Raw genomic sequence first — 25,093 nt, forward strand, 5'->3', positions numbered from 1 at the left:
GCTGTGGCAGCTCACCCGACGGGAAAGATGTAACGACTCGTTGCCAACTAAGCTTTCACTAAGGTTGCTTTTGCACAGTGAGGCCTTCCTCATCGAGCGAGAGTGTTTCCATGCGCAAACTTCTGCTGTTGTCCCTGATCGTTGCCAGCCCGTTGGCCGTCGCTGGCCCGCAATGCACCACCGCCGAACGCTCGCAATGGCAAGACCAGAAAGCCTTTCAGGAGCAGCTCAAGGCCCAAGGCTACGAAATCAGCAAGTTCAAGGTCACCGACGGCAACTGCTACGAGATCTATGGCTTTGACAAGGACAAGCGCAAGGTCGAGATCTACCACGACCCGGTCAGTGGCAAAGCGGTGAAGACCGAGATCAAGGGCTGATGCCGAGCGCGTCCCTGCGCCTGTGGGACCCCGTGGTGCGGCTGTTTCATCTGTCCATCGCGGGCGTCTTCGTCGCCAATTATTTCTTCAATGAAGCCGGGGATGACTGGCACGTCTGGCTCGGCTATTACGCGATGGGCTGGCTGCTGGTCCGACTGCTGTGGGGCTTTGTCGGGCCACGCAGTGCGCGCTGGGCGGATTTCTGGCCGACGCCGGCGCGGCTGATCGCCCATGCGCGTTCGCTGATTGCCGGCAGGCCCGAGCATCGCCTCGGGCATTCGCCGATTGGCGCGCTGGTGATGATTCTGATGCTGCTGGCGATGTTCACCGCTGGCGCAAGCGGCTGGGCCATGGAAGAGGTCGACGCCTTGTGGGGCGCCGACTGGCCGTTGCAGGTGCACGAAACCGCGGTCGACACCTTGCTGGTGCTGGTGTGTCTGCATATCGCCGCCGCGCTGTTCGAAAGTTATCTGGTTCGCGACAACTTGCCGTTGTCGATGCTCACAGGACGCCGTCGCCGCTTGCCGGACGATCCGACGCGCTGACAAGGATGTTTTGCCGATGACCCTCCATCCTGTCCTTGCCGTGAGTCCACTATGCGTGCGCTGTCCTATCGCTTGAAACTGACCCTTGGCGGACTGGCCGTGTGCCTGATTTTCTGGGGTGCCTGGCGCAGTCACCCGGCCCATGTACTGGCGCCGTTTGCCGTGGCGACGCCGCGGATCGATGCGTCGTTGCAGGCGCCGGAACCGCTGTACAACAGCCGCTTCGTCTCCTCGCAATTGAATGATTTCGTGCATTCGTCGTCGGTCACGGCGCTGCCGGGCGGCGACCTGATGGCGGTGTGGTTTGCCGGCTCCCGCGAGGGCGCTGCCGACGTGCAGATCCGCACCGCGCGTTACGACGCCGACACGGCGGAATGGGGCGCCGAGCAAGTGCTGGCCACCCGCGAATCGACCCGCGACGGCACCCGGCGTTACATCCGCAAACTGGGCAACCCGGTAATTGCCCTCGCGCCGGATCAGCGCCTGTGGATGTTTTACGTGTCAGTGTCCGTCGGTGGCTGGGCCACCAGCGCGATCAACGTGATGGTCTCCGATGATTTCGGGCGCAACTGGACGGCGCCACGGCAGTTGATCACGTCGCCTTTTTTCAACATCAGCACGCTGGTGCGCGCGGCGCCGGTGTTCCATGCCGACGGCTCGATCGGCCTGCCGGTGTACCACGAGTTCATGGGCAAATTCGCCGAGTATCTGTACCTGAGCGCGGACGGCGCGGTGATCGACAAATTCCGCATCAGCCGTGGCAAGCATTCGTTGCAGCCGACCATCGTGCCGCTGGACGGGCGACGTGCCGTGGCGATGCTGCGCTATGCCGGCGAGACCCATCATCGGGTGCTGGCCAGCCGCACCGAGGATGCCGGGCAGACCTGGAGCGAGCCGTACCCGTTGGAGCCGGCCAATCCCAACTCGTCGCTGGCGGCGGTGGGCACCGATGACAACGGTTTGCTGGTGGCGCTGAACGATCTGCAGGACGGACGCTTCAAGCTCAGCCTGTACGGTACCGATGCCGACCTGAATCACTGGCGCAATGTGATCGAACTTGATCAGTCGCCCGACCCGCTCGGCCAACCGTTCGCCCCGCAAGCCTACAAGGCGATCATCGGCGAAGGCTTTCGCGCCTCCAGCGGTGCCCGACGCTTGCCGCTGGAACAGCGCTTTCTGAGCAATCTGGATTACCGGGTGTGCAAGCCGCAGGGCTGTGATTTCGAGTACGAATATCCGTACTTCAGCCGGGGCAGCGACGGGCTGTATCACCTGGTGTATTCGTGGAACAACACCTTCATCAAACACGTCAGCTTCAATGAAGCCTGGCTGGCGGAGCGCCTGTGATGCTGTTTCTCTGGCAAGCCCATTTGACTTTCATCCTGCTCGGTTTCGTCCTGCTGGGTTCGATGCACTGCACGCAACGCTGGCGTCCGTGGCTGCTGCCGGTACTGGCGGCGGTCAGTTTCATTCCGGTCGGTGATCTGCCTGTGGCGGCGTACCTGCGCAGTTTTACCGACGATCTGGCGATCACCACCCTGGTGTTGCTCGGCTGGGCCAGTCTGGTCCGGCTCGGCGTCGTAAGGAAGCAGGCACTGTCGGCGCGGGTTCAGGTGCTGGTGCTGTTTGCCGTGCTGGCCGCGCTGTTGTATCCGGCGACGATGGGCCTGACGTATGTCGATCCGTACCGCTGGGGCTTCAACCCACGGTCGCTGATCGTCGCTATCGGCCTGCTGACGCTGGCGTTGTTGTGGCTGGGCAATGCGTTGGCAGTCTTGATGCTCGCGCTGGGTACGCTGGCCTTTGCGCTGCGACTCAAGGCCTCGGAAAACTATTGGGATTACCTGATCGATCCGCTCCTGGCGGGTTATTGCCTGGTGGCCGGTGCGACGCTGTGCCTGCGCGAGGTCTGGCGTTTGCTGCGACCTGTACCGGCGGCCCCGACATCTTCTATCTGAACCAATGACACAGAGGTCAATGATGGGCTGGTTGCAATCGCGCCGCCTGCGCTACGGCGTGGGTGCGGCAGGTTTGGCGTTCTTGTTGTTTGCTGTGCTCAGGCTGGTATTCGTGCTGGGATTTTCCGGGATCGCGCCCGGCGAGTTCATCGATAATCCGGCGCTGCGCGAAACCCTGGGCATCGGCTTGCGCTTCGATCTGCGTCTGGCGGTGTTGCTGATATTGCCGTTGGCGCTGCTGGCCTGGCTGCCACGCTGGAACCTCACGCGCCTGCCTTGGTTGCGCGTGCTGGTGCGGGTTTACTGGTTGCTGGCGCTCGGTGCGGTGGGCCTGCTGTACATCATCGATTTCGGCCATTACGCCTACCTCGGCGTGCGGATCAACGCTACGGTGCTGCGTTTTCTGGACGACACGCAGATCTCGCAGCAGATGGTGTGGGAAACCTATCCGGTGGTGTGGATCGCCCTTGGCTGGCTGGCGACACTGGGCCTGTGGTTCTACGGCTTTCTAGCGCTGGAGCGTCTGACGCTGGCCCGTGAACCCAAGGTCATCCGTCGTTCGTCGCTGGCACTGGGTGCAGGGTTGGGTGTGGTCGCGGTGCTGCTGGCATTGCTCGGCCGGGTGGAAAATCTCAATCTGGAAAATCCGGTGCCGCTGCGCTGGAGCGATGCGTTTTTTTCCGGCAACGGCCAGATCGCCGCGGTGGGCCTGAACCCGGTGCTGTTCCTGTACGACACGCTCAAGGCCGGGCAGGCGCAGTTCGATGAGCAGCAAGTGCGCGAACATTACCCGGTGGTGGCGCGGTATCTGGGAGTGGACCAGCCGAATGCGCAGACCCTGACTTTCGAGCGTCAGCAAGCCGTGCAGCCGTATCAGCTGAAGGGCACGCCGAACGTGATGTTCGTCATGCTCGAATCGCTCGGCACCAGCGCCGTCGGCGCCTACGGCAACCCGCTGAACCCGACGCCGAACCTCGATCAATTGGCGGCCCGCAGCTGGTTCTTCAAGCACTTTTATGTGCCGGTCACCGGCACTGCGAAAACCGTGTGGGCGAGTATCACCGGGGTGCCGGACGTCACCCGTCGCGAAACCGCGACACGCCATCCGCTGATCACCCGCCAGCACACGCTGATCAATGCGTTCAGCGATTACCAGAAGCTCTACATGATCGGCGGCAACGCCGGCTGGGCCAATATCAATGCGCTGATCCAGCAAAGCATCGACGGCGTGCGCTTGTATCAGGAGAGCGACTGGCGTTCGCCGCTGGTGGACGTGTGGGGGATTTCCGATCTGGATCTGTTCAAGGAGAGCGACCGGATCCTGCGCGATCTGCCGAAGGACCGACCGTTCTTTGCCTACGTGCAAACCTCGGGCAACCATCGGCCGTTCACCATTCCCAAGGACAACGACGGTTTTCAGATCAGCAATCTGTCGCTGGAACAGGTGCAGGCCGCCGGTTCGCGCAGCGTCGAGCAGTACAACGCGGTGCGCCTGCTGGATTTCAACATCGGCAAGTTGATGGCGCTGGCCAGGGCGGGTGGCTATTACGACAACACGATTTTTGTGTTCTTCGGCGACCACAACACGCGCATCAGTCAGATCCCGCACATGCCGCCCGCGTTCGAGCTATTGGGGCTGGAAAGCAATCATGTGCCGATGCTGATCCACGCACCGGGGCTGCTGGCGCCCAGGGTTATCGAGGACGCGGTGGGGCTGGCAGATCTGTTGCCGACCGTGGCGGGGATGGCCGGCATACCGTTTCGCAACGGCGCGATGGGCCGCGATGTCCAGCAACCGGCACCGGAAGGTGAGCGTGTGGTGCCGCTGGTGTTGCGCGAGGGGACGTTCCCGTTGATTGGCGGGGTGACGAAGGATTTCCTGCTGCAGATGGAGCATGACGGCAGTTTACCGACGCTGCATGACCTGGCATCGAATACGCCGCTGGATAACGTGGCGGAGCAAAACCCGCAGGAGTTCCAGCGTCTACTGGAATTGACGCGGGGGCTGCACGAGAGCGCGCGGCTGATGCTGTATCGCAACGTGCGCTGACCAGGCGGGCGCCCGGTCAGCGCGGCGTGTCAGCGGTTCAGGAAGCCCAGCAGGTCTTCATTCAGTGCCTGGGCATGCGTCACGGCAAAGCCATGAGGTGCGCCGGCGTAGACTTTCAGCTCGGCGCCTTTGATCAGCGCCGCCGCCTGCTTGCCGGTGGTTTCGAACGGCACGATCTGATCGCCGTCACCGTGGATCACCAGGGTCGGTACGTCGATTTTCGCCATGTCCGGGCGGAAGTCGGTTTCCGAGAACGCAGTGACGCAATCCACGGTGCCTTTCAACGAGGCCAGCAGGGCGACGTTCAGGGTTTGCGTCAGCACGCCGTCGGAGACAGTCTGGCCCTGATGGGTGCCGTAGAACGGCGCGGCGAAATCGGCGATGAATTGCGCGCGATCCTTGAGCAGGCCGGCCTTGATCCCGTCAAACACCGCCGTGTCGACGCCTTGCGGGTAGTCGGATTTTTTGCCGAACAGCGGCGTCACCGCGCCCAGCAGCACCAGGCCGGCAACGCGTTCGCTGCCGTGGCGGGCGATGTAGCGGCTGACGTCGCCGCCGCCCATGGAGAAGCCGACCAACGTGACCTCGCGCAGGTCCAGGTGCTGGATCAGCTGCGCGATGTCATCGGCAAAGGTGTCGTAGTCGTAGCCGTTCCACGGTTGATCGGAGCGCCCGAAACCGCGGCGGTCGAAGGCAATTGTGCGGTAGCCGCGACTGCTCAGGTACTCCATCTGGTATTCCCACATGTCGGCGTCCAGCGGCCAGCCATGGCTGAACAGCACGGGTTTGCCGCTGCCCCAATCCTTGAAATAGATCTCGGTGCCGTCGTCGGTGGTGAATGTGCTCATGGAAACTCCTTGCTTGAGTGGGCGTACGGGAGGGACTTTGAAAGCAGGATTGACTATCCGCGCAATCGAACGTCGCCACTTGTATGCAGGTGCTGCGCTGTCGGCGTGGGGTTCTTTTGCGCGAGCACAGTTGTAAGATGCAACCACACGCCAGGATTGAAGGAGATACCCCCTGTGAAGCGCAAAAGCCTGCACGGCAACGCTTGCCCGGTCGCCCGCACGCTGGACCTGATCGGCGACTGGTGGTCGCTGCTGATCATCCGCGATGCGCTGGAGGGCATTCGTCGCTTCAGTGATTTCCAGAAGAACCTCGACATCGCCAAGAACATGCTCAGTGCCCGGCTCAAGGGCCTGGTGGAGCAAGGGATTCTGCAAACGGTGCCGGCCGCCGATGGCGGTGCCTATAAGGAATACGTGCTGACCGAGCGCGGCAAAGCCTTGCAGACGGTGATTGTTGCGCTATCGCAATGGGGTGGGGAGCACATGTACGCGCCGGGGGAGGCGGGTTCGGTGATGGTCGATGCGCAGCAGCGTCAGCCGATCAGGAAGCTGGAATTGCGTTCGGCCGACGGCCGCCTGCTGGCACCGCAAGAGGTGGCGACGCAACTGGGCGTTGTGCACTGACCGAAGCGTTGAACGCAAACGCCCCGAAACATTGTCGGGGCGTTTGCTTGCTCGATCTCAACCCGCAGAGTCCTTAGCGAAACGCCGGCACCACATGTTGGATGAACAGCTCCAGCGATTTTTTCTTCTCCGCATGCGGCAAGCTGTTGTCACACCAGAAGCTGAACTCGTCCACCCCCAGTTCCTGGTAGTACTTGATCCGCGGGATGATTTCTTCGGGCGTGCCGATCATCGCGGTCTTGTGCAGACTCTCCAGTTCAAACTCCGGACGGCCAGCGAATTTCTCTTCCGGGCTCGGGGCCAGGAAGCCGTTGACCGGGGTTTGCTTGTTGCCGAACCACGCATCGAAAGTGCGATAGAAGCGGGAGATCGCCTTGGCGCCGACTTTCCAGCCGTCCGGGTCATCGGCGGTGTGCACGTGGGTGTGGCGCAGCACCATCAGTTGCGGACGCGGGACGTCGGGGTTGTTGTCCAGGGCGGTCTGGAATTTGTTCTTCAGGTCGACCACTTCTTCGTCGCCCTTCATCAACGGCGTGACCATCACGTTGCAGCCGTTGGCCACGGCGAAGTTGTGCGAGTCGGGGTCGCGGGCGGCGATCCACATCGGTGGGTTTGGCTTCTGAATCGGCTTCGGCACGCTGGTCGAGGTCGGGAATTTCCAGATGTCGCCGTCGTGGGCGTAATCGCCTTGCCACAGGGCGCGGACCACCGGAACCATCTCTCGTAGGGCCTGGCCACCGCTGGAGGCGGGCATGCCACCGGCCATGCGATCGAACTCGACTTGATAGGCGCCACGCGCCAGGCCAACTTCCATGCGCCCGTTGCTGATGACGTCGAGCAGGGCGCATTCACCGGCCACTCGCAGCGGGTGCCAGAACGGCGCGATGATGGTGCCGGCGCCCAAGTGAATGGTCGTGGTTTTGGCGGCGAGGTAGGCCAGCAGCGGCATCGGGCTCGGCGAGATGGTGTATTCCATGGCGTGGTGTTCGCCGATCCACACAGTGCTGAAACCACCGGCCTCGGCCATCAGGGTCAGTTCGGTCAGGTCTTCGAACAGTTGGCGGTGACTGACGCTTTCGTCCCAGCGTTCCATGTGGATGAACAGGGAAAATTTCATGACGCTTCCTCGGATCTTTTATTGTTGAGGCTACAAAACTGTGTGGGAGGGGGCTTGCTCCCGAAAGCGGTGGATCAATCGAAATCTCTGGTGGCTGACACACCGCCTTCGGGAGCAAGCCCCCTCCCACAGTGGATTTTTGTGGGGCTGAAATTTTGCTCAGGCCAGAACCGGCAGGGCGCCCATCTTGCCGTGGCAGTACACCAACGGTCCGCTGTGCTGCTCGGGCACGATCAGGTTCTGCACCGCGCCGACCATGATCGCGTGGTCGCCGCCTTCGTATTCGCGCCACAACTCACACTCGATGATAGCTGTCGCGTTGGCCAGGATCGGGTTGCCCAGTTCGCTCAATGTCCACTCGATGCCTTGCGCCTTGTCCTTGCCTTTACGGGCGAAGGCATAGGCTTCGCTTTGCTGGCCACCGGACAGGACGTGGATCGCGAAGCGTTTGTTCTTGATCAGCACGGGGTAGGAGTCAGAGCTGTAGTTGGGGCAGAACAGCACCAGCGCCGGGTCCATCGACAGTGAGCTGAACGCACTCGCGGTCAGGCCGACAATCTGACCGTCATCGTCCAGCGTGGTGATAACGGTTACGCCGGACGGGAACGAGCCCATGACTTGTTTGTAGATGGCGGCATCAATCATTGGACGGTCCTCGGGTGTTGTAACGCTATTTTTATGTGTTTGTTGGTCTGATGGTATACCAGTATTTTTTCTTTGCAAGGGCTTTTGGGCTAAACCGATAAACGTAGTTGTTTCGTCGGAAACTCAGCGTTTATTGGACTTCTGGCTGGCCTGCAGGCCGCGGTATCAGTGAGGATGGCGTATCAGATAGCGCTGCAAACTACGGATCAGTCTTGTGAAATGTTTGGAATACCATAATATGGTCTGCATCTGAGGGGCGGCCACAGAGCTCCCCCGATTTGGCTTCATACAAAGATAAGAACAGACAAACTCGAGTTCATGCATATGTCCCAGATGTCCCGGCAAGATCCGTTGATCGAGAATCATACGGTCGACTACGTCCCACTCGCGGAACGCCACGGGAAGGCCCGCGACCTTTTCACCTTGTGGTTCAGCACCAACATCGCGCCACTGCCCATCGTCACCGGCGCCATGGTGGTTCAGGTGTTTCATCTCGATTTGCTCTGGGGGTTGCTGGCAATTGCGCTGGGGCACCTGATCGGCGGGGTAGTGATTGCCCTGGCGTCGGCGCAAGGCCCGCGCATGGGCATTCCGCAAATGGTCCAGAGTCGCGGCCAGTTCGGGCGTTATGGCGCGTTGTTGATCGTGTTCTTCGCGGCGCTCATCTACATTGGTTTCTTCATTTCCAACATCGTCCTTGCCGGCAAATCGATTGTCGGCATTGCGCCGTCGGTGCCCGCGCCGCTGAGCATTCTGACGGGTGCGCTGGCGGCCACGGCGATTGGTGTGATCGGCTACAACTTCATCCATACGCTCAACCGCATCGGCACCTGGGTGATGGGCAGCGCGCTGCTCGCCGGTTTCATTTACATCTTTGCTCACGATTTGCCAGCGGACTTTCTGACGCGCGGTAGCTTCAACCTGTCGGGCTGGCTGGCGACGGTGTCGCTGGGGATCATCTGGCAGATCAGCTTCTCGCCATACGTATCCGACTATTCGCGTTACCTGCCGGCGGACATCGGTATCGCCAAGCCGTTTTTCGCGACTTACCTGGGCGCGACGCTGGGCACGATTCTGTCTTTCAGTTTCGGCGCCGTGGCGGTGCTGGCAACGCCTGAAGGCACCGAGGCGATGGCGGCGGTCAGGCAGTCCACCGGGTGGTTGGGGCCGATTCTGATGGTGCTGTTCCTGCTCAATATCATCAGCCATAACGCCTTGAATCTGTACGGCGCGGTGCTGTCGATCATCACCTCGATCCAGACGTTTGCCAGCCAGTGGACGCCAAGCATCAAGGTGCGCGTGCTGCTGTCGAGCGTGGTGTTGGCGGGTTGCTGTGTGGTCGCGCTGGGGGCCTCGGCGGATTTCATTTCGCAGTTCATAGGGCTGATTCTTGCGTTGCTGCTGGTGCTGGTGCCGTGGGCGTCGATCAACCTGATCGACTTCTACCTGATCAAGCGCGGCGTGTATGACATCACTTCGATCTTCCGTGCTGACGGCGGGATTTACGGGCGCTTCAACCTGCACGCGATCATTGCCTATTTCATCGGCATCATCGTGCAGCTGCCATTCGCCAATACCTCGTTGTACGTCGGGCCATACGCCAACCTGGTGGACGGTGCGGACCTGTCGTGGCTGTTCGGCCTGGTGGTGACGGTGCCGCTGTATTACTGCCTCGCCACTCGTGGGCAGACTCAACGGAGCAGGGCGGCGCGGTTGGGTTACACCGACTGAGTTCGTCTCCCCTTTGAAATGCCCGGCACTGCGCCGGGCATTTTAGTTTCCGCATTCCGGCGGTCATTCAAATTGGCCATTTCGATCCCCTTTTGGCCCATCACCCACTGTGCCGCGACCCCGCTGTCGGCAAGAATCAACGCTACAACGAAACGCTGAACCTTCCTTGCCCTTGGCTACCTTTACAGCCACTGCCGTGTACAGAACATAAAAACCATCGATCTCACGTCGCAATCCGGGGAAACAACCATGGTCACGATCAAACGCATTCTGGGTGCCACCGTGTGTGGGCTGACGCTGCTGGCCAGCGCGGTGCACGCCGAACAGCGCGAGCTGCGGGTGTACAACTGGGCGGATTACATCCTGCCGTCCGTGCCCAAGGATTTCGCCACGAAGACCGGCATCAAAGTGACCTGGGACACCTTCGACACCAACGAATCGCTGGAAGCCAAGTTGCTCACCGGCAACTCCGGCTACGACCTGGTGGTGCCGTCGAACCAGTTCATCGACACCCAGATCAAGGCTGGCGTGTTCCAGAAACTCGACAAGTCGAAACTGCCGAACTGGAGCCACCAGGACCCGGCGCTGCTCAAGCTGCTGGATGCCAACGACCCCGGTAACCAGTATGGCGTGCCCTACATGTACGGCACCGTGCTGATCGGCTTCAACCCGGCCAAGGTCAAGGCTGCATTGGGCGACAACGCACCGGTGGACAGTTGGGATCTGGTGTTCAAGCCGCAGAACATGGAGAAACTCAAATCCTGCGGCGTGGCGATGCTCGATTCGCCGTCGGAGATTCTGCCGCTGGCCCTGCATTACCTCGGCCTCGACCCGAACAGCCAGAACCCTGCCGACTATGAAAAGGCCAAGGATCTGATGCTGAAGATTCGCCCTTATGTCACCTACTTCAACTCGGCCAAGTACATGACCGACATCGCCAACGGCGACATTTGCGTGGCCATTGGTTACTCCGGCAGCTTCTATCAGTTCGGCAATCGCGCCAAAGAGGCGGGCAACGGCGTGGTGGTCGACTGGCGTCTGCCGAAGGAGGGCGCGCCAATCTGGTTCGATACTTTCGCGATTCCAAAGAGCGCGAAGAATGTCGAAGAGGCGCATGAATTCCTCAACACGCTGCTTGACCCGAAAGTGATTGCGCCAATCAGCGACTTCCTCGGTTACCCGAACGTGAACAAGGACTCGATGTCGCTGGTCAACAAGGACATCACCGGCAACCCGAACCTGACGCCGACCAGCGAAGCGCTGAAAACCCTGTACGTCGTCCAGCCACTACCGCAGAAGCTCGAACGCGTACGCACCCGGGTGTGGACCAGCATCAAATCCGACAAGTAAACCGTTCCCCTGCAGGAATGAGCCTGCTCGCGAAGGCGCCGGATCAGCCGACATCTTCAGCGGATGACACACCGCCTTCGTGAGCAAGCCCACTCCCACCCTTGATCCCGGATAGCCCCGAATTCTCCATCCACCGCCAATCCCCTGTAGGAGTGAGCCTGCTCGCGAAGGCGCCCGATCAGCCACCATCTTCACCAAATGACACACCGCCTTCGTGAGCAAGCCCACTCCCACCCTTGATCCCGGATAGCCCCGAATTCTCCCTCCACCGACGACCCCCTGTGGGAGATTCTATGTTGCAGGGGAACCCTGCAACCTCACATTCGGTTGGTATTCGCTCTGATTTTTCATGAGAGCGAATGCCACTCGGCAGAGCTTGCGGGCGAGGATGACCAAGGCTTGAGTTCTGGCCAGACCTCTTGCCAAGTAGGACTCATAGAACGGTTTCCAAACAGGAGACCGGCAGGCAGCCATTGCGGCATTGTGCGCAAGACGCCTTAACTCTCCATCACCTTTTTTGCTCAGGTGGCGAGGACTGTGCTTTTTCCCTGAGTCCTTTGCCCTCAAGTCCATCCCCAAAAAGGCTATAAAAGCGTCGGCGCTGGCGAAATCACCACGCATAAAAGTGGTAGCCAAGCCCGTGGCCGTCAACTCACCGATCCCTTCAATCGCCTTACAGCGCCGGATATTTTCGGTGATGCCCGCCTCCTCGCTGATTTCGCGCAGCAATTTCTGAATCACCTGTTCAGAGCGTTTGAAGTGTTCCCGCTCTTGGACCGAGAGTTCTTTCAAAAGAGGTTCGCTTGACCAGCTCAGCATGAGGCCAGCGTGGTTTTTTACCAGCTGTGCACGCTTATTAAGCAGGCTTTTCAGCACGGTATAGAGCTGAGGAGGTGGACTCCAGACCCGCAGTCGTTGCTGCTCGCTGGAAAGATAACGCGCCAGCAGGCGCGCATCGCAGGGGTCAGTTTTTGCTCTCTGACCAACACCTTCGCGGTAATGGCTCACCCGGTAAGGGTCCACAATATAAACACGGTGCCCCATGCCGTGAGCCAGCTCAGCCGTATCGAGGTGGTAAAGGCTCGTGGCCTCCAGGGCAATCGAGCTATGAGCAGGTAGGGTCTTGAGCCAGCGGCCAATCGATGCGCGATCGTTGCTGATGAACTGGATATTTTTCAAGTCTTCGCGGTAAACGACGATTTCGGCCTTGGCGACATCGATACCAACTACCGTTGGCGAGGTAAGGATTGTCATGACGAATCCTCGGAGCTAGGGTTTAGGTGCTTGTTGGGGTCTACCGTAGCGCTGGCTTGCCTCTATCGTCGGTTCTACCGATGAATTCTTTATCGGCGCTTTAGGTAGAAGGGGCGGAACGAGAAGTCTCCCACGGTCCGTACTGGCTAGAGTCGGAATCGAGCTTTTAGTCCCGCCCACCCCTTCAAGTCTAAACATACAAGCGGGCTTGCTCGCGAAGGCGCCGGATCAGCCACCATCTTCACCAAATGACACACCGCCTTCGTGAGCAAGCCCACTCCCACCCTTGATCCCGGATAGCCCCGAATTCTCCATCCACCGACTATCCCCCTGTGGGAGCGGGCTTGCTCGCGAAGGCGCCGGTTCAGCCGACATCTTCAGCGGATGACACACCGCCATCGCGAGCAGGCTCGCTCCTAGAGTTGGACGTTTTCCTTGCGGGTGACGATCAGGCTCAACACCACCGATCCCAGAATCACCCCGCCCACCACCGCCAGTGACCATTCCACCGGCATGTGAATCCAGGGCATCAATGTCATCTTGCCGCCGATGAACACCAGTACGATCGCCAGTCCGTACTTGAGCAGATGAAAGCGGTCGGCCATGTCCGCCAACAGAAAGTACAGCGCCCGCAGGCCCATGATCGCGAAGATGTTCGAGGTGAAGACAATGAACGGGTCGGTGGTGACGGCGAAGATCGCCGGGATGCTGTCGACCGCGAACATCAGGTCGCTGGCCTCGATCAGTACCAGCACCAGGAACATCGGCGTCGCCCAGCGCACGCCGTTCTGCCGGACGAAAAAGCGTTCGCCATGAAAGCCCTTGGTGATCCGCAAATGCCCACGCACCCAGCGCAGCAACGGGTTGTTGTCGAGGTCCGGTTGCTGCTCGGCGAACATCAGCATCTTGATCCCGGTGATGATCAAGAACACCCCGAAGGCATACAGCAACCATTCGAACTGCGACACCAGCCACACGCCGGCGAAGATCATCGCCGCACGCATCACAATCGCCCCAAGCACGCCGTACAGCAGCACCCGGCGTTGCAGTTCCGGCGGCACGGCGAAGTAGCTGAAGATCATCACGAAGACGAACATGTTGTCGATCGACAGCGATTGCTCGATCAGATACCCGGTGAGGAATTCCAGGGTCTTGCGCTGAGCGATTTCGGCGCCGAACTCGCCGTTCAAGTACCACCAGAGCAATCCAGCGAACGCCATGGCCAGCGCGCACCAGGCGATCACCCAGCATGATGCTTCCCGCACCGACACTCGATGCGCCTTGCGTCCGCCGAAGACGAACAGGTCCAGTGCAAGCATGGCGAGGACGAAGACGATAAAGGTGCCCCACATCCACGGTTCGCCGATATTCAGGGGCGACATGGCGTTCTCCTTGTCCGAGCGGGTTTGGGAGTAGACGAGGCCATGCTAGCGGGGAGATTGTGCGCAAGAAAAATCGCTTATTCCTGAGCATCAGTTCGGGAAAAACGAAGTGTTGGAGGTGAGCGCAGGCGGGAAGTGCGTTAGAGGACGGGATCGAGACCTTTGCGGCCCCAATCCCGTCCTGTGTTGTTACTTGCCGGAAGTCAGCGCCGGCGTGCGCGGCGGTACCTGACGCTTCGAGCCGGTGGCTTCAAATGCGGAGGCCAGGCGCAGCAGATTCGAGTCATCATAGGCGCGACCGGCGAAGGTCAGGCCGACCGGCATGCCGATGTCCGCCATGATGCCCATCGGCACGGTGACGGTCGGTACGCCCAGGTGACGGATCGCCAGGTTGCCGTTGGCGACCCAGATGCCGTTGCTCCAGGCAATGTCCGCCGATTCCGGATTGATATCGGCATCCGCCGGGCCAACGTCGGCGTTGGTCGGGAACAGCACCGCGTCGAGTGTGAGCGTGTCCATCCAGTCTTCCAGGTCGAGCTTGCGGGTCTTTTCCAGGCCGCGCAGGCCGTCCGGCAGGGTCGGGATCTGGTCCCACGGGGTGATGCCGCGCTCGGCCATGCGCACGTATTCGTCCATACCGGCGGCCAGATCGCCTTCACGGTTGGGCAGGGTGCCGGGGTCGTGCGGGAAGATCTTCGGCCCGTCGACGTCGGCCAGACGGTTGAGCTTCGGATCGCCATTGGCGCGCAGGAAATCGTCGAAGGCCCAGGCCGACAGGTCCCACAGCTCGTGGTGCAGAAACTCCTTGGAGACGATGCCGCGATTGAACACGGTCGGTGCGCCGGGGCGGTCGCCTTCGCAGTTGGAGACCAGTGGGAAATCCACTTCGATGACTTCGGCGCCGGCCGCTTCCAGAGCGGCGCGGGCCTGTTTCCACAGGTCGATCACCGATGGGCGGGTGTTGATGCGTTGCCCGGTCGGGCCACCGATGCCCGGGGCTTCACTGGTGCCAGCTTCAGGGTCGGCGTTGATGTACATCTTTGGCACGCCGAGGCGTTTGCCGGCCAGTGCAGCAGGCTTCACTGCCAGTTCGGCGTAGGAGGCGGGGCGCACCGAGTCGACGCTCGGAATCGGCACCCACGGCTGCAGGCGCCACAGATCGCCACGGGTGTCGGGGTCTTGCGCGACCACCACATCGAGCACTTCGAGCAGGTCGGCCATGGTTCGCGCGTACGGCACAACCACGTCCATGGTTGGCGTCAGCGGCCAGTTGCCGCGCACCGAAATCACTCCGCGCGACGGCGTGTAGGCGCACAAACCGTTGTTCGAAGCCGGGCCGCGCCCGCTCGACCAGGTTTCTTCCGCCAGACCGAAGGCCGAGAAGCTCGCGGCGGTGGCGGTGCCGGCACCGTTGGACGAACCGGAGGCGAACGGCGCCGTCAGGTAGGCGGCGTTGTACGGGCTTTCGGCCCGGCCATAGACACCACGCTGCATGCCGCCATTGGCCATCGGCGGCATGTTGGTCTTGCCCAGGCAGATTGCCCCGGCGGCGCGCAGGCGTTCGATGGTGAACGCGTCGCGATGCGCCACCAGATCGGCAAACGCCGGGCTGCCGGAAGCAGCGGTCAGCCCCTTGACCAGGTAGCTGTCCTTGGCGGTGTAAGGGATACCGTCGAGCGGGCCCAGGGTTTCGCCCTTGGCCCGGCGCGCGTCTGAGGCCTGGGCTTCGGCCAGTGCCTCGGGGTTGCGCACCACCACGGCATTCAGCGCTGTGGCGGTGTTCGGGCCGTCGTAGGCGTCGATCCGGGCCAGATAGGCCTGCACCAGTTCAACCGCGGTGGTCCGGCCGGCGTCGAGCGCCGCGCGTAATTGAGCAATGGAGACTTCAGTGACTTCGATCATGCTGTTACCGCCGACAGGTTCGCTAAAGGGGTGGGTCATTATGGTTATCGTCGAAACGTGTAAAGAATTCCGTATGGGCGAAACTCTACCCTGAACTTTGCCGAATGGCATGTGCTAATTCGATAAATATCGACAAAACTCAACGAAAAAACTCTCCCGGCGTCTCGCCAAACTGCTGCCGGAAGGCAGCGATGAACGCCGATGTCGAGTCATAACCGCAGGCCAGAGCCACATCGGTGACGCGTTCGCCGCGCTCCAGCGGGGTTAACGCGCCCAACAGGCGCAGGCGTTGGCGCCAGGCGCGGAAGGTCAGACCGGTGTCGCGTAAAAACAAACGGCTGAGGGTTTTTTCGGTGATGCCGAATTGTTCGCTCCAGTGCTGCAGTGTGGTCTGCTGTTCCGGATGTTGCTCCAGGCTTTGATAGATCTGCCGCAGACGACTGTCCTGCGGCAGTGGCAACATCAGGTCGATCTGCGGCGCCTCGGCCAATTGATCGAGGATCACCTGGGCCAGCCGGCCATGCGCACCGTTCTGGTCGTATTCCACCGGCACCCGACTGAACGCGCGAATCAGCTCGCGCAACAGGTCGCTGACGCCGAGCACATGACAGCGTTCAAGCGCCCAGCCGGCCACGCTGCAATCGATGTACAAGCTGCGCATTTCGGTGTGCGGCGAGCTGAACACACGATGCGGAACGCCTGCCGGAATCCACACCGCGCGCTCCGGTGGTGCGACGAAACGCCCGGCGCTGGTCTGCACTTCGAGCACACCCTGAATCGCGTACGACAATTGCACCCACGGGTGACTGTGACGCCGGGTCAGTGCGCGATTAGGCAACGATTCGGTGCGCCCGTACAGCGGACGCGGCAGGCTGGGTAGCCCGGGAATGCTGCGCCGGAAGCTTTTCTCGTGTCCTTTAGGCGGCATCTACTGGCTCTTCGGCGTTAGTCGGTAATTTCTGCTCACGTTAGAGTCGCAGTCACGTACTGGCAACCCCCGGATGAACAAACCCATGACCCGCCCAAGATTCCTGCCCGACAACTTCACCCTGACCCTGATCGGCGTCGTGCTGCTCGCCAGTTTTCTGCCGGCCAGCGGTCAGGTCGCGGTCGGGTTCGGCTGGCTGACCAACATCGCCATCGCACTGCTGTTCTTCCTGCACGGCGCCAAGCTGTCGCGCGAATCGATCATCGCCGGTGCCGGCCACTGGCGCTTGCACCTGTTGGTGTTCGGCCTGACCTTTGTGCTGTTCCCGATCCTCGGGCTGGCGTTGAAACCGCTGCTGTCACCGCTGATCGGCGACAAGCTGTACATGGGCATGCTCTACCTCTGCGCGTTGCCCGCCACCGTGCAGTCGGCGATTGCCTTCACCTCACTCGCCCGGGGCAATATTCCGGCGGCGATCTGCAGTGCGGCGGCGTCGAGCCTGTTCGGGATTTTCCTCACGCCGTTGCTGGTGACGCTGCTGTTGAACGTGCACGGTGATGGCGGCTCGACACTGGATGCGATCCTGAAGATCAGCGTGCAATTGCTGCTCCCATTCATTGCCGGGCAGATCGCCCGCCGCTGGATCGGCGCATGGGTCGGGCGCAACAAAAGCTGGCTGAAATTCGTCGATCAGGGCTCGATTCTGCTGGTGGTCTACGGCGCGTTCAGCGAGGCGGTCAACGAGGGCATCTGGCATCAGATTCCGGTCGTCGATCTGCTGGGTCTGGTGGTGGTCTGCTGCATTCTGCTGGCGCTGGTGCTGCTGGCCTCGACGCTGCTGGGCAAGGTGTTCGGCTTCAGCCAGGAAGACCGCATCACCATTCTGTTCTGCGGTTCGAAGAAGAGCCTGGCCACCGGCGTGCCGATGGCGCAGGTGCTGTTTGCCGGCAGCACGATTGGCGTGTTGATTCTGCCGCTGATGCTGTTCCATCAGATTCAATTGATGGTCTGCGCGGTGTTGGCGCAGCGTTATGCAAAACGGCCGGAATCGGTGCCGGAGTTGATGGCGCAGGTCGATCCGTAATGCTGTGTTGCCCGGCGGTCAGCCTTCGCGAGCAGGCTCGCTCCCACAGTTGACCGCGCAGGGCATGGTCAAGAAACAGCCTTTCAGTCCTGAGTTACATGTTTCGGGCCGGCCAAGGCCCAGGCAATCAGGCCAAACAACGGCAGGAAGACGATGGCGATGATCCACACGCCCTTGTTGCTGCCTTTGTCTGCGCTCTTGCGCACCCTGTTGATCGCCCACAATTCTATGATCACAAGAACGACGGCGAGTACGATCCAGACGGGTTCAATTTGCATGGGCTACCTCCTGATGGTCTCTCAGTTAGGTGAGCCTCGGCGCGCAGGGTTCATTTAAATTGTCCCGCTGCCTCCCGAATACTTCACGGCGGCGGCTGCCCGCGACGGCACGTTCAGCGCGCGCAACAACGACGACACATGGATGCGCACGGTGAACGGCGAGATATCCAGCGCCCGGGCGATTTCCTTGTTGGTCTTGCCTTGGGCGATCAGCCGCAACACGTCCTGCTGACGCGGGGTGAGGGCGGTGCCAGTCTCCAGCGGTAATAGCCCTGAAGGTGCGAACCTCACCAGCACTTCGCCTTCCCGGATCGCCAGGATCGCCTCACCGATTTCGTCCGGGGCGATGTTCTTGCCGATGAAACCGTCGATGCCGGCCGCCATCACTTCACCGATCAGGGCTTCGTCGTCCACCATCGACACCACGATCAATGTGGTGCGCGGCAACTTTCGGCGCAGGTCGGCGAGTTGGCTGATGCACGTCAGGCCGGGGAAACGCAGGTCGAGAATCAGCGTGTCCGGCTCGCTGCCGCCGGGCAGCAAGGCCTGCACGGCGTCGAGATCTCCGGCTTCCTCGAGCGTCGCCTCGGGCAGCAGGCGCTGCACGGTGCGCCGCATGGCTTCGCGAAACAGTGGGTGATCGTCGGCTATGATGATTCGGCATGTCATGGCGTGACCCTCCCTGGATCAGGCGTTGTTCACGGCATGCACCTTAGCACCGCCGACGCAGTTTGCCTGTCGCCGGGTGCTGAATCTGACGACGGTTGCACAAGGACGTTGCCCATGAAGTTCGAGAAAAACACCGAGCTGGATCAGGCCAATCTGCGGATTATCATCGCCAGCATTGCCATGGTGTATATCTGCGCGCTCGGTGTCTTGCCAGGTCAGCGCTTCGACACCTATGTGCCGGTGGTGGTTTACATCGCCCTGTTTCTGCTGGCGTCGATCGGCCTGCGCCAGGCCATCGTGCGTTGGCCCGGGCATTATCCGGCGCGGCGGATTTTCGGCATGGTCCACGATTACACCGGCACCTGCTTTGGCCTGGTGATCGGTGGCGAAGCGGCGTTGCCGCTGTATGCGGTGATCATCTGGGTCAACCTGGGCAACGGCATGCGCTACGGCTCGCGCTATCTGGCGATTGCCACGGGGCTGGCGCTGGTGGCGTTGATGGCGGTTTATCGGCTGACGCCGGTGTGGCAGGCGCAACCGTACATGGTGTTGATGCTGATGCTCACCAGCACGGTGATCCCGTTCTACGCGCACTTGCTACTGGAGCGTACGCGCAAGGCGTCCGAAGAGGCCGTCGCGGCTAATCTGGAAAAGTCGCGGTTTCTGGCTCAGGCCAGTCACGATCTGCGCCAGCCGATTCACTCTATCGGCCTGTTTACCGCGTGCCTGCGCGAGTCGCCGCTGGGTGCGGACGAGCGGCAACTGGTCGACAACATCGACCGTTCGTTGCTCAACGTTTCGCAGTTGTTCCGCTCGATTCTCGATCTGTACACCCTCGACAACGGACGCGTCCTGCCCAAGCTGCAGGTGTTCAATCTGGGCGAGTGGCTCGCTGATCTGGTCCGGCAGAATACCGAAGCGGCGCGTTGGGCAGGCGTGGAACTGCGCTTGCGACCTTGCCCCTACTGGGTGCGAACTGATCCGGCGCTGCTCGCGACCATGGTGCAGAACGTGCTCTCCAATTGCTTCAAATACGGGGCACATCGTCCGGTGCTGATGGGTGTCCGTCGGCGTGGAACCGGGCTCGCGATCGTGATTTATGACCAGGGCAACGGGATCGCCGAAGAGCATTTGCCCAAGGTTTTCGAAGAGTTCTACCGGGTGCGCCAGGTGCGTGACAAGGACGTCGAAGGCGTGGGTCTCGGGCTGTCGATCGTCAAGCGTCTGGGGCAGTTGGTGGGTGTCGATGTCGCGCTGCGCTCGCAGCTTGGGCGGGGAACGGCGGTGACCTTGTTCGGGTTGCCTGTCGCTGCGCAGCCGCCGTTGTCGACCGGTCGTGATGACGCGCGGCAGGTCGGTCTGTTGACCGGTTTGAAGGTGTGTCTGGTGGAGGATGACCGCAACGTGCTGCTGGCAACCTCGGCGCTGCTCGAGCGTTGGGGCTGCGTGGTGCAGGCGGAGCTGACGGGCGTTGATCTGCTGACGGACTGCGAGATCATCGTCGCCGACTATGACCTCGGCCCGCACAGCAACGGTATCGAGTGCATCGACGCCGTGCGGCGTCAGCGCGGCTTCGCGGTGCCGGCCATGATCATCACCGGCCATGACATTGAAAAAATACAGGCGGCCTTGCACGACCGCCAAATTGCCATCCTGTCCAAACCGGTACGCCCGGCCGAGCTGCGCGCGACCTTGCGGGCCCTGCGCGACCGGCAAACCGAACCGGTCGAGGTCTGAATCAACGCTTGCAGAGGTAGTCCTGAGTGATGGTGGTTTGCAGGCAGTTGTACTGGCCCATGGTGCGGCAGATGTTTTTCTCCGAGCCGGTCACCTCGGCATTCTTGTAGCCCCAGGTCTTGCAGCGCTCCATCGCGACCGTCAGGCCTTGCGCGGCGCTGGTCTGGCCGCTTTCAAACTGGCCCAGTTCATAGGAGACCTGAACGACGCCGTCGTTCTTGCTGCCACCAGTGGCTTCCCACTGTTTGGGCGTGGCGCAGCCCGTCAGGGCGAAGGCGGTGAGGGTGAGAGTTGCGATCAGGGTTTTCATGATGGGACGGCGTCCTTTTCCGGGAAAATGAATTACTGAACTGGCAGTGGTGAGGCGCCTTTCGGCAGGCAGGACAGCGGCGGGCTCATGATGCCCATGCTCGCCACCGCGACAATGGCGCCGCTGGGTAACTCGCAGTTGTACTCGCCGGCCGGGGTGTAGGCGGTGTAGTAGGTGAGGGTGCTGTCGCTGCGGATGTTGTCGATTTTCGACACCGGTTTGCCGATGACGGTCTGGGCGCGTTCTTTCATGCTGGCTTCGGTGGGCTTGGCGGTCTGGCAACCGCTGGCGCCGACCAGCACGGCGCCGACGATGGCGACTTTGTACAGGTTTGCAGGCAGTTTCATGGTGCTTCTTCCTTGGTGTTGTTCTGATTTCCAGGCACAACGATCCCGCGCACTGCACAGCAGCAATGTTGGGGAGCATCGGGGGGTGCGAGGGAATATAACGCCGGGCGGCGGGGCGGTCGATTAGCACAAATGTGCTAGTGCGGCGGTGGGTGAGGCGACCCGGGCGGGTCGCCTCATGCCGATTATTGCGGGCTGTTGAACTGGTCGGAATAGCTGCCGGTCATCAGCGCCGAGGCAACGCGATCGGAGCCGACCCCAACGCGCGAATAGGCATAACGGTTGGCGCCGACCTTGTCGGTCCCGTCGGAGGCCAGGGTATTGGCGCCGACATGATCGGAGCCATCGGAAGCGACCGCTCCAGCGCCGACATGATCGGAACCGTCGGAAGCGACTGCACCAGCGCCGACATGATCGGAACCGTCGGAAGCGACTGCACCAGCGCCGACGTGATCGGAACCGTCGGAAGCGACTGCACCAGCGCCGACATGATCGGAACCGTCGGAAGCGACTGCACCAGCGCCGACGTGATCGGAACCGTCGGAAGCGACTGCACCAGCGCCGACATGATCGGAACCGTCGGAAGCGACTGCACCAGCGCCGACATGATCGGAACCATCGGAGGCAACCGCTCCAGCGCCTACATGATCAGATCCATCGGAGGCGACCGCCCCAGCCTTCACATGGTCTGCGCCATCGGAAGCCACCGCCTGCGGCTGTGCAGCCCAGGCCGTTGGCAGCATGACGGTCGCTGCGACCGCAAGAATGGCGCCAGACAAAAGCGTGTGTTTCATGATTTTCTCCACGACCCATCAGCCACACAGCATTCGTTGGCCCGGGGTTGACCAGATTGGCGATTGGCACGGGCGCACTGCAAAGCGCACGGGTGTCGACGTATTGCATGAAACCGCGATAGCGAACTGAAAAGTATAGATCGGTAAAACGGCGGCACCGGTGGCGGGCGCGAGGAAGCGATAGTCGGTTAACTTCCTTGCACAAGACTGCTTGAAGGAAATCAGTCTAAAAACAGGCGCCCATGGCTACGAGGCTTTTGCTAGCCTCAAAGGTGTAGGCGAAGACGCAGACTGATGCGCAAGCGGATAGCAAGGGGACGTGGGGCGCGTTCCGAAGGGTACACGGTTAGAAAGATCTCCGCGCTGAGATCCAGCCCTTATGCCGTGTGAGGCAGCAAAGCGCCGCTCTTTTTCCATGGTTGCTTTGTACTGTGAGAGGCCCGATAAACCTTGTAAGCCAGAGACCAGCACTGGCCGCCTACTCGAACACCAAAGCCCGCATTGCTGCGGGCTTTGTCGTTGTTGCAGGATCAGATTTTCGACAGCGCGTGTGCCAGATCGGCGCGCAGGTCTTCGAGGTCTTCGACACCCACCGACAGACGTACCAGGCCATCGCCGATGCCCAGTTTCGCGCGTGTTTCAGCTGGAATGGTCGCGTGGGTCATGATCGCCGGATGCTCGATCAGACTTTCGACGCCACCCAGGCTTTCGGCCAGCGCAAAGATCTTCACGTTTTCCAGAAAGCGCCGTGCGCCCTCCAGATCACTGTTCAGATCCACCGAGATCATCCCGCCAAAACCGTGCATCTGCCGTTTGGCCAACTCATGCTGCGGGTGCGACGGCAGGCCCGGATAGTAGACGCGTTTGACCTGCGGTTGCTGTTCCAGCCACTTGGCCAGTTCCAGCGCGTTGCTGCAATGACGCTCCATGCGCAGCGCCAGGGTTTTCACCCCGCGCAATGTCAGGAACGCGTCGAACGGCCCGGAAATCGCGCCGACGGCGTTTTGCAGGAAGCCGAGTTTGTCCGCCAGTTCGGCATTCTGCCCAACCACCGCAATGCCGCCGATCACGTCCGAGTGCCCGTTCAGGTACTTGGTGGTCGAATGCAGCACGATATCGAAACCCAACTCCAGCGGCCGCTGGATATACGGGCTGGCGAAGGTGTTGTCGGCCACGCTGATGATCCCGCGTGCGCGGCAGATACGGGCGATAGCGGCGAGGTCCGACAGGCTCAGCAATGGGTTGGTCGGTGACTCGACGATGACCAGGCGTGTGTCGTCCTGCAGCGCCGCTTCGAACGCCGCCAGGTCAGTCAGATCGACGTAGCTGAAACGATGCCCGGCACTGCGCTGGCGCACCTTGTCGAACAGGCGGAACGTGCCGCCGTACAGGTCATTACCGGAGATGACGTGCGAACCGGCATCGATCAGTTCGAGCACGGTGGAAATCGTCGCCAGCCCGGATGCGAAGGCGAACGCGCGGGTGCCGCCCTCCAGATCCGCCACGCAACGCTCCAGAGCGAAACGCGTCGGGTTGTGCGAGCGCCCGTAGTCGAAGCCCTTGTGCACGCCGGGGCTGTCCTGCAGGTACGTCGAATTGGCGTAGATCGGCGGCATCAGCGCGCCAGTGGTCGGGTCCGGCGTTTGCCCGGCGTGGATCACCCGGGTCGCGAAGCCTTGGGATTTATCGTCGTGCTGACTCATGCGAGGGATCTCCGTAATTGGTTGAGCATGTCGGTGCGCGTAATCAGGCCATGGAAGCCCGAGGCGTCGGCGATGATCGCCACGAGGCCGCGACTGAGCACCGATTCCAGCTCGGCGAGGTGGGCGTCGGGCGCGAGGGTTTGCAGCTTGTCGGTCATCACGCTGGACACCGATTGACTGAAGCGTGCGGCGTCTTCGTGCACCGCCAGCAGGATGTCGGATTCGTCGATCACGCCGACCAGCTGTTTGCCTTCAACCAGCACCGGTAGTTGCGAGACGTCTGCCAGGCGCATGCGCTGGAACGCGGTCAGCAGGGTGTCGTCGGGGCCGACGCTGATCACTCGACCGTCTTCGAAGCGGCGGGCGATCAGGTCGCGCAGGTCGCCATAACCCTTGCGTTGCAACAGGCCCTGATCGGTCATCCACTGATCGTTGTAGACCTTCGACAGATAGCGCGTGCCGGTGTCGCAGACGAAGCTGACCACGCGTTTGGGCTCGGTCTGTTCGCGGCAATAACGCAGCGCGGCGGCGAGCAGGGTGCCGGTCGACGAGCCACCGAGAATGCCTTCGGCGCGCAGCAACTGGCGGGCATGATCGAAGCTTTCTTCGTCGCTGATCGAGTAAGCATGGCGCACGCTGGTCAGATCGGTGATCGACGGAATGAAATCCTCGCCGATGCCTTCCACTGCCCACGATCCGGGTTTGGGCATCGTGCCGTCGCGGCTGTATTGCGCCATCACCGAACCGACCGGATCGGCCAGGACCATTTCCAGATCCGGCTGTACACGCTTGAAGAAGCGGCTGAGGCCGGTCAGGGTGCCGGCGGAACCGACGCCGACCACGATCGCATCCAGGTCATGCTCGGTCTGCGCCCAGATTTCCGGTGCGGTACTGCACTCGTGGGCCAGCGGGTTGGCGGGGTTGTTGAACTGGTCGGCGAAGAAGGCGCCGGGAATGTCTTTGGCCAGGCGTGCGGCGACGTCCTGGTAGTATTCGGGGTGGCCCTTGCCGACATCCGAGCGGGTGATGTGCACCTCGGCGCCCATGGCTTTCAAGTGCAGGACTTTCTCGGTGGACATTTTGTCCGGCACCACCAGCACCACGCGGTAGCCTTTGGCGCGGCCAACCAGCGCCAGGCCCAGGCCAGTGTTGCCAGCGGTGGCTTCGACGATGGTGCCACCCGGTTGCAGGCGGCCATCGCGTTCAGCGGCGTCGATCATCGCCAGGCCGACGCGATCCTTGATCGAGCCGCCAGGGTTCTGTGATTCGAGTTTGAGAAACAGTGTGCACGGTCCGGTATCGAAGCGAGTGACTTGAACCAGCGGAGTATTGCCGATCAGCCCAAGTACGGCAGGGCGTGATTCCTTTGACATTTCTTCACCTCTTAGTGGTGTTGATCGCGTTCCATTCGCGGGGAAAAGCTCGCGTGCAACATAGGCTCAGACATGATCTGTCGCAAC

At 61.3% G+C, this 25,093-nt stretch carries 24 protein-coding genes; 10 read left to right on the plus strand and 14 right to left on the minus strand.

From position 1 onward, the window contains the following. The first annotated feature begins 110 nt into the window (after positions 1–110). From AC0J41_RS10250 to AC0J41_RS10270, 5 genes are read left to right on the plus strand one after another with little or no spacing between them, the layout of a single operon-like run. Positions 111–377: a PepSY domain-containing protein gene (locus AC0J41_RS10250; RefSeq protein ID WP_007960465.1), complete on the plus strand. Its 267-nt coding sequence runs from the start codon at positions 111–113 to the stop codon at positions 375–377. Then, positions 377–922, plus strand: coding sequence for a cytochrome b/b6 domain-containing protein (locus AC0J41_RS10255; RefSeq protein WP_473015431.1), 546 nt, complete (start codon positions 377–379; stop codon positions 920–922). Before AC0J41_RS10250 ends, AC0J41_RS10255 begins: the two co-directional genes overlap by 1 nt. Before the next feature lie 51 nt (positions 923–973). Further along, on the plus strand, positions 974–2,269 hold the full coding sequence (locus AC0J41_RS10260) for a sialidase family protein (RefSeq protein WP_473015432.1): 1,296 nt from the start codon (positions 974–976) through the stop codon (positions 2,267–2,269). Continuing rightward, positions 2,269–2,880, plus strand: a complete 612-nt coding sequence (locus tag AC0J41_RS10265; protein WP_473015433.1) for a hypothetical protein — start codon at positions 2,269–2,271, stop codon at positions 2,878–2,880. Before AC0J41_RS10260 ends, AC0J41_RS10265 begins: the two co-directional genes overlap by 1 nt. A gap of 22 nt (positions 2,881–2,902) precedes the next feature. Continuing rightward, positions 2,903–4,930 (plus strand): LTA synthase family protein, encoded by a 2,028-nt coding sequence (locus tag AC0J41_RS10270; protein ID WP_473015434.1) that lies wholly within the window; start codon positions 2,903–2,905, stop codon positions 4,928–4,930. Positions 4,931–4,959: 29 nt separating this feature from the next. On the opposite strand, the gene AC0J41_RS10275 is transcribed toward AC0J41_RS10270, so the two are convergent. Beyond that, positions 4,960–5,778 carry an alpha/beta fold hydrolase gene (locus tag AC0J41_RS10275; RefSeq protein WP_473015435.1) on the minus strand — a complete coding sequence of 273 codons (819 nt, stop codon included), beginning with the start codon at positions 5,776–5,778 and terminating at the stop codon, positions 4,960–4,962. Positions 5,779–5,952: 174 nt separating this feature from the next. On the opposite strand from AC0J41_RS10275, the gene AC0J41_RS10280 reads away from it, so the two are divergent. Continuing rightward, complete coding sequence (locus AC0J41_RS10280) at positions 5,953–6,402, plus strand: winged helix-turn-helix transcriptional regulator (RefSeq protein WP_473015436.1); 450 nt, start codon at positions 5,953–5,955, stop codon at positions 6,400–6,402. A 73-nt stretch (positions 6,403–6,475) separates the two neighbouring features. Here the strand turns inward: AC0J41_RS10280 and AC0J41_RS10285 are convergent, their stop codons facing one another. Beyond that, positions 6,476–7,519, minus strand: a complete 1,044-nt coding sequence (locus tag AC0J41_RS10285) for an LLM class flavin-dependent oxidoreductase (RefSeq protein WP_473015437.1) — start codon at positions 7,517–7,519, stop codon at positions 6,476–6,478. A gap of 159 nt (positions 7,520–7,678) precedes the next feature. After that, complete coding sequence (locus tag AC0J41_RS10290) at positions 7,679–8,164, minus strand: flavin reductase family protein (RefSeq protein WP_025111607.1); 486 nt, start codon at positions 8,162–8,164, stop codon at positions 7,679–7,681. Positions 8,165–8,488: 324 nt separating this feature from the next. Here AC0J41_RS10290 and AC0J41_RS10295 point away from each other — a divergent pair, with 324 nt between their 5' ends. Together AC0J41_RS10295 and AC0J41_RS10300 are read left to right on the plus strand one after the other, a co-directional pair. Further along, the gene (locus AC0J41_RS10295; protein ID WP_473015439.1) at positions 8,489–9,895 is read left to right on the plus strand and encodes a purine-cytosine permease family protein; all 1,407 of its coding nucleotides are present in this window, start codon (positions 8,489–8,491) and stop codon (positions 9,893–9,895) included. Positions 9,896–10,144: 249 nt separating this feature from the next. Then, positions 10,145–11,245, plus strand: coding sequence for a polyamine ABC transporter substrate-binding protein (locus tag AC0J41_RS10300; RefSeq protein WP_025111609.1), 1,101 nt, complete (start codon positions 10,145–10,147; stop codon positions 11,243–11,245). Between the two features lie 291 nt (positions 11,246–11,536). Here AC0J41_RS10300 and AC0J41_RS10305 read toward each other — a convergent pair whose 3' ends face one another. From AC0J41_RS10305 to AC0J41_RS10320, 4 genes are all read right to left on the minus strand, one after another. After that, positions 11,537–12,499, minus strand: coding sequence for an IS110 family transposase (locus AC0J41_RS10305; protein WP_473013377.1), 963 nt, complete (start codon positions 12,497–12,499; stop codon positions 11,537–11,539). A gap of 416 nt (positions 12,500–12,915) precedes the next feature. Further along, positions 12,916–13,881 carry a TerC family protein gene (locus tag AC0J41_RS10310; RefSeq protein ID WP_473015441.1) on the minus strand — a complete coding sequence of 322 codons (966 nt, stop codon included), beginning with the start codon at positions 13,879–13,881 and terminating at the stop codon, positions 12,916–12,918. Between the two features lie 189 nt (positions 13,882–14,070). Continuing rightward, a complete protein-coding gene (locus tag AC0J41_RS10315) occupies positions 14,071–15,783 on the minus strand; it encodes an amidase (RefSeq protein ID WP_473015984.1) in 1,713 nt (570 codons plus the stop codon). Positions 15,784–15,922: 139 nt separating this feature from the next. Beyond that, positions 15,923–16,711, minus strand: coding sequence for an AraC family transcriptional regulator (locus AC0J41_RS10320; RefSeq protein ID WP_025111612.1), 789 nt, complete (start codon positions 16,709–16,711; stop codon positions 15,923–15,925). Between the two features lie 85 nt (positions 16,712–16,796). Between AC0J41_RS10320 and AC0J41_RS10325 the strand changes: the two genes are divergently transcribed. Then, complete coding sequence (locus AC0J41_RS10325; protein ID WP_473015442.1) at positions 16,797–17,795, plus strand: bile acid:sodium symporter family protein; 999 nt, start codon at positions 16,797–16,799, stop codon at positions 17,793–17,795. An 83-nt stretch (positions 17,796–17,878) separates the two neighbouring features. On the opposite strand, the gene AC0J41_RS10330 is transcribed toward AC0J41_RS10325, so the two are convergent. Both AC0J41_RS10330 and AC0J41_RS10335 read right to left on the minus strand, forming a co-directional pair. Beyond that, positions 17,879–18,073 (minus strand): PLDc N-terminal domain-containing protein, encoded by a 195-nt coding sequence (locus AC0J41_RS10330; protein ID WP_025111614.1) that lies wholly within the window; start codon positions 18,071–18,073, stop codon positions 17,879–17,881. 54 nt (positions 18,074–18,127) lie between these two features. Then, positions 18,128–18,742, minus strand: coding sequence for a LuxR C-terminal-related transcriptional regulator (locus AC0J41_RS10335; protein WP_473015443.1), 615 nt, complete (start codon positions 18,740–18,742; stop codon positions 18,128–18,130). Between the two features lie 114 nt (positions 18,743–18,856). Here AC0J41_RS10335 and AC0J41_RS10340 point away from each other — a divergent pair, with 114 nt between their 5' ends. Beyond that, positions 18,857–20,479, plus strand: coding sequence for an ATP-binding response regulator (locus tag AC0J41_RS10340; protein WP_473015445.1), 1,623 nt, complete (start codon positions 18,857–18,859; stop codon positions 20,477–20,479). Position 20,480: 1 nt separating this feature from the next. Here AC0J41_RS10340 and yecR read toward each other — a convergent pair whose 3' ends face one another. From yecR to AC0J41_RS10365, 5 genes are all read right to left on the minus strand, one after another. Continuing rightward, entirely contained in the window at positions 20,481–20,789 is a 309-nt protein-coding gene (gene yecR, locus AC0J41_RS10345) for a YecR family lipoprotein (protein WP_025111617.1), read from the minus strand. A 32-nt stretch (positions 20,790–20,821) separates the two neighbouring features. Beyond that, positions 20,822–21,136: a hypothetical protein gene (locus tag AC0J41_RS10350; RefSeq protein ID WP_473015446.1), complete on the minus strand. Its 315-nt coding sequence runs from the start codon at positions 21,134–21,136 to the stop codon at positions 20,822–20,824. Positions 21,137–21,321: 185 nt separating this feature from the next. Next, positions 21,322–21,930, minus strand: a complete 609-nt coding sequence (locus AC0J41_RS10355; protein ID WP_473015447.1) for a phage infection protein — start codon at positions 21,928–21,930, stop codon at positions 21,322–21,324. Positions 21,931–22,460: 530 nt separating this feature from the next. Next, a complete protein-coding gene (locus tag AC0J41_RS10360; RefSeq protein WP_473015448.1) occupies positions 22,461–23,633 on the minus strand; it encodes a cystathionine gamma-synthase in 1,173 nt (390 codons plus the stop codon). Further along, positions 23,630–25,006 carry a pyridoxal-phosphate dependent enzyme gene (locus AC0J41_RS10365; protein WP_473015449.1) on the minus strand — a complete coding sequence of 459 codons (1,377 nt, stop codon included), beginning with the start codon at positions 25,004–25,006 and terminating at the stop codon, positions 23,630–23,632. The genes AC0J41_RS10360 and AC0J41_RS10365 overlap by 4 nt, the downstream gene beginning before the upstream one ends. Positions 25,007–25,093 lie beyond the last annotated feature (87 nt).

The organism is Pseudomonas sp. Arb-4-2C, assembly GCF_055755015.1.

Excerpts from the sequence above, each read along its gene's own strand:
- AC0J41_RS10250 (WP_007960465.1), top strand. The coding sequence starts at position 111 with ATGCGCAAACTTCTGCTGTTGTCCCTGATCGTTGCCAGCCCGTTGGCC.
- AC0J41_RS10255 (WP_473015431.1), top strand. The coding sequence starts at position 377 with ATGCCGAGCGCGTCCCTGCGCCTGTGGGACCCCGTGGTGCGGCTGTTT.
- AC0J41_RS10260 (WP_473015432.1), top strand. The coding sequence starts at position 974 with ATGCGTGCGCTGTCCTATCGCTTGAAACTGACCCTTGGCGGACTGGCC.
- AC0J41_RS10265 (WP_473015433.1), top strand. The coding sequence starts at position 2,269 with ATGCTGTTTCTCTGGCAAGCCCATTTGACTTTCATCCTGCTCGGTTTC.
- AC0J41_RS10270 (WP_473015434.1), top strand. The coding sequence starts at position 2,903 with ATGGGCTGGTTGCAATCGCGCCGCCTGCGCTACGGCGTGGGTGCGGCA.
- AC0J41_RS10275 (WP_473015435.1), bottom strand. The coding sequence starts at position 5,778 with ATGAGCACATTCACCACCGACGACGGCACCGAGATCTATTTCAAGGAT.
- AC0J41_RS10285 (WP_473015437.1), bottom strand. The coding sequence starts at position 7,519 with ATGAAATTTTCCCTGTTCATCCACATGGAACGCTGGGACGAAAGCGTC.
- AC0J41_RS10290 (WP_025111607.1), bottom strand. The coding sequence starts at position 8,164 with ATGATTGATGCCGCCATCTACAAACAAGTCATGGGCTCGTTCCCGTCC.
- AC0J41_RS10295 (WP_473015439.1), top strand. The coding sequence starts at position 8,489 with ATGTCCCAGATGTCCCGGCAAGATCCGTTGATCGAGAATCATACGGTC.
- AC0J41_RS10300 (WP_025111609.1), top strand. The coding sequence starts at position 10,145 with ATGGTCACGATCAAACGCATTCTGGGTGCCACCGTGTGTGGGCTGACG.
- AC0J41_RS10305 (WP_473013377.1), bottom strand. The coding sequence starts at position 12,499 with ATGACAATCCTTACCTCGCCAACGGTAGTTGGTATCGATGTCGCCAAG.
- AC0J41_RS10310 (WP_473015441.1), bottom strand. The coding sequence starts at position 13,881 with ATGTCGCCCCTGAATATCGGCGAACCGTGGATGTGGGGCACCTTTATC.
- AC0J41_RS10315 (WP_473015984.1), bottom strand. The coding sequence starts at position 15,783 with ATGATCGAAGTCACTGAAGTCTCCATTGCTCAATTACGCGCGGCGCTC.
- AC0J41_RS10320 (WP_025111612.1), bottom strand. The coding sequence starts at position 16,711 with ATGCCGCCTAAAGGACACGAGAAAAGCTTCCGGCGCAGCATTCCCGGG.
- AC0J41_RS10325 (WP_473015442.1), top strand. The coding sequence starts at position 16,797 with ATGACCCGCCCAAGATTCCTGCCCGACAACTTCACCCTGACCCTGATC.
- AC0J41_RS10330 (WP_025111614.1), bottom strand. The coding sequence starts at position 18,073 with ATGCAAATTGAACCCGTCTGGATCGTACTCGCCGTCGTTCTTGTGATC.
- AC0J41_RS10335 (WP_473015443.1), bottom strand. The coding sequence starts at position 18,742 with ATGACATGCCGAATCATCATAGCCGACGATCACCCACTGTTTCGCGAA.
- AC0J41_RS10340 (WP_473015445.1), top strand. The coding sequence starts at position 18,857 with ATGAAGTTCGAGAAAAACACCGAGCTGGATCAGGCCAATCTGCGGATT.
- yecR (WP_025111617.1), bottom strand. The coding sequence starts at position 20,789 with ATGAAAACCCTGATCGCAACTCTCACCCTCACCGCCTTCGCCCTGACG.
- AC0J41_RS10350 (WP_473015446.1), bottom strand. The coding sequence starts at position 21,136 with ATGAAACTGCCTGCAAACCTGTACAAAGTCGCCATCGTCGGCGCCGTG.
- AC0J41_RS10355 (WP_473015447.1), bottom strand. The coding sequence starts at position 21,930 with ATGAAACACACGCTTTTGTCTGGCGCCATTCTTGCGGTCGCAGCGACC.
- AC0J41_RS10360 (WP_473015448.1), bottom strand. The coding sequence starts at position 23,633 with ATGAGTCAGCACGACGATAAATCCCAAGGCTTCGCGACCCGGGTGATC.
- AC0J41_RS10365 (WP_473015449.1), bottom strand. The coding sequence starts at position 25,006 with ATGTCAAAGGAATCACGCCCTGCCGTACTTGGGCTGATCGGCAATACT.